This window comes from Micromonospora sp. MH33 (assembly GCF_003013775.1).
GTDB classification, from domain to species: Bacteria; Actinomycetota; Actinomycetes; order Mycobacteriales; family Micromonosporaceae; genus Micromonospora; species Micromonospora fulviviridis.
In genome coordinates, this window is sequence record NZ_MUYZ01000467.1 from 1 (window position 1) to 3437 (window position 3437).

The following is a 3437-nucleotide window of genomic DNA, read 5'->3' on the forward strand; positions in this document are numbered from 1 at the left end:
CTGCGGGCGCTGCTCCCGCCGCCACCGCGCCGGGCCGTCAACGCCGGCCCGGGCACCCCCGCCGCCGGTGGCTTCGCCGACCGCCTCGCCGGCCTCGGCGAACCCGAGCGCGCCGCGCTGCTGCTCGACCTGGTCCGCACCCGCTGCGCCACCGTCCTCGGCCACCCCGGCCCCGAGCAGGTCGAACCCCGCCGGCCGTTCAAGGAACTCGGCTTCGACTCGCTGATGGCCGTGGAGCTGAGCAACCGGCTCTCCGCCGCCACCGGCATCCGGCTCGCCCCGCACGCCGTGTTCAACCACCCCACCCCGGAACTGCTCGCCGCGCACCTGCACGCCCGGCTGCTCGGCACCACCGCCACCGAGGTCGCCGACGCCGGCACCGCCGCCCTGGACGAGCCGGTCGCCATCGTCGCGATGGCCTGCCGCTTCCCCGGCGGCATCGGCTCCCCCGAGGAGCTGTGGCGGCTCCTCGACGTCGGCGGTGAGGTGATCGGCGACCTGCCCACCGACCGGGGCTGGCCGTTGACCGACCTGTACGACCCGGTCCCCGGCACCCCCGGCCGCACGTACGCGCGGGCCGGCGGGTTCCTCACCGGACTGGCCGACTTCGACGCCGCCTTCTTCGGCATCAGCCCCCGTGAGGCGCTCACCATGGACCCGCAGCACCGGCTGCTGCTGGAGACCTCCTGGGAGGCCCTGGAACGGGCCGGCATCGACCCGGGCACCCTGCGCGGCAGCCGCACCGGCGTCTTCGCCGGCACCCACGGCCAGGACTACGCCGAACGGATCGCCCCGGGCGCCTCCTCCGACGACGGGGAGACCACCGCCGACGAGGGGCACCTGCTCACCGGCACCGCCGGCAGCGTCCTTTCCGGACGGGTCGCGTACGCCCTCGGGCTGGAGGGGCCGGCGGTCACCGTGGACACCGCCTGCTCGGCGTCTCTGGTGGCGCTGCACCTGGCCGGGCAGGCGCTCCGCCAGGGCGACTGCGACCTGGCCCTGGCCGGTGGGGTGTCCGTGCTGTCCAGCCCGGCCGGGCTGACCGGGTTCAGCCGCCAGCGGGGGCTCGCCGCCGACGGCCGGTGCAAGGCGTTCGCCGAGGAGGCCGACGGGTTCGGCATGTCCGAGGGCGTCGCCGTGCTGGTCGTGGAACGTCTCTCCGACGCCCGACGGCGCGGGCACCCCGTGCTCGCCCTGATCCGCGGCTCGGCGGTCAACTCCGACGGGGCGTCCAACGGGCTCACCGCCCCCAACGGACCGTCGCAGGAGCGGGTCATCCGGGCCGCCCTGGCCGCCGCCGGGCTCGACCCCACCGACGTGGACGCCGTCGAGGCGCACGGCACCGGCACCCCGCTCGGCGACCCCATCGAGGCCGAGGCGATCATCGCCACCTACGGCCAGCGTCCCGACGACGCCCCGCCGCTGCTGCTCGGCTCGGTGAAGTCCAACCTGGGCCACACCCAGGCCGCGGCCGGCGTCGCCGGGCTGCTCAAGGTCGTCCTCGCCATGCGGCACGGGCGGCTGCCCCGCACCCTGCACGCCGAGCGGCGCACCAGCCGGGTCGACTGGGCGGCCGGCGCCGTCGACCTGCTCACCGAGGCCCGGCCGTGGCCCCGCGCCGACCGGCCGGCCCGGGCCGGTGTCTCCTCGTTCGGCATCAGCGGCACCAACGCCCACGTGGTCGTCGAGGCGGTGCCGCCACCCCGAGGCTCTGGCCGGCCAGGCCCGCCGGCTCCGTGCCCACCTGGCCGACCGGCCCGACCAGCGACCCCTCGACGTGGCCTGGTCGCTGGCCACCACCCGGGCCACCTTCGACACCCGGGCCGTGCTGGTCGGCGCCGACCCGGCGGGGGTCGCCGCGGCCCTCGACGCGCTCGCCGACGGCGGGGCCGCCCCCGACCTCGTTCGCGGGGAGGCCACCGCCACCGGCAAGGTGGTGTTCGTCTTCCCCGGCCAGGGCTCCCAGTGGGACGGCATGGCGCTGGACCTGCTCGACCAGGCGCCCGTCTTCGCCGAGCGGATGGCCGCCTGCGACGCCGCGCTGCGGCCCTACCTGGACTGGTCGCTGCGGGACGTGCTGCGCCAGGCCCCGGGCGCGCCCGGGCTGGACCGGGTCGACGTGGTGCAGCCGGCGCTGTTCGCGGTGATGGTGTCGCTGGCCGAGCTGTGGCGCTCGCACGGCGTCCAGCCCGCCGCCGTGGTCGGCCACTCGCAGGGCGAGATCGCCGCCGCCTGTGTCGCCGGGGTGCTGTCGCTGCCCGACGCCGCCCGGATGGTGGCGCTGCGCAGCCGCGCCCTGCGCGCCATCGCCGGGCACGGGGCGATGGCCGCGGTGGCGTTCCCGGCCGACCAGGTCCGCGAGCGCGTCGCCCGGTACGGCGACCGGCTCGCCGTGGCCGCGGTCAACGGCCCCGCCGCCGTGGTCGTCTCCGGCGACCCGGACGCGGTCGACGAACTCGGCGCCGAACTCGTCGCCGAACAGGTCCGGTTCCGCCGCATCCCGATCAGCTACGCCTCCCACTCCGCCCAGGTGGAGCGGATCCGCGAGGAGCTGGCCGAGGCCTTCGCCGGCGTCACCCCCGGGCCGGCCGCCGTGCCGCTGTTCTCGACCACAGACCTGCGCTGGCTGGACGGCGCCGAGATGGGCCCGGACTACTGGTACCGCAACCTGCGCCAGCCCGTCGAGCTGGCGGCCGCGGTCCGGGCGCTGGCCGCCGAGGGCCACGACACGTACGTGGAGTGCAGCCCGCACCCGGTGCTCACCGTCGGTATCGAGCAGACCCTCCAGGAGCACGACGGCGAGGCCGTCGTGGTCGGGTCGGTGCACCGTGACCAGGGCGACCGCGCCCGGTTCCTGCTCTCCCTGGCCCAGCTGCACGTACGCGGCGTTCCGGTCGACTGGCGGCCCGCCCTGGCCGGCGGCCGCCGGGTCGACCTGCCCACCTACGCCTTCGCCCACCGGCGCTACTGGCCCCGGCCGGTCACCGGCGCGGCCGACGTCGGCGCGGCCGGGCTGGCCGCCGCCGGGCATCCACTGCTCGGCGCCTCCGTGCCCCTCGCCGACGGGCAGGGACACCTGTTCACCGGGCGGCTCGCCGTCGGCGACCAGCCCTGGCTGGCCGACCACCGGGTCTCCGGCCGCGTGCTGGTGCCCGGGACCGGCCTGGTCGAGCTGTGCCTGCGCGCCGGCGACGAGGTCGGCTGCCCGGTCCTCGACGAGCTGGTCATCGAGGCCCCGCTGACCCTTGCGGCCGACCGGGCGACCCAGGTGCAGGTCGCCGTCGGCCCGGCCGGCGCGGACGGCCGCCGCCCGGTCACCCTGCACTCCCGTCCCGCCGACGGCCCGGCCACCGCCCCGTGGACCCGGCACGGCACCGCCACCCTCTCCGCCGCCCCGCCCGCCCCGCCGGCCGCGCCGGCCGCCGGGCCGCCGCGCG

1 protein-coding gene and 1 pseudogene are annotated in these 3437 nt (G+C 77.8%); both read left to right on the plus strand.

The window, feature by feature from the left end; translation table 11 throughout:
* Positions 1 to 129: 129 nt before the first annotated feature.
* Positions 130 to 1482: pseudogene (locus tag B0E53_RS39905) on the plus strand (type I polyketide synthase); the annotation flags it as partial.
* 295 nt (positions 1483 to 1777) lie between these two features.
* Positions 1778 to 3437: acyltransferase domain-containing protein (locus B0E53_RS39910; RefSeq protein WP_246835746.1), on the plus strand; the 1660-nt coding region annotated here is incomplete at its 3' end.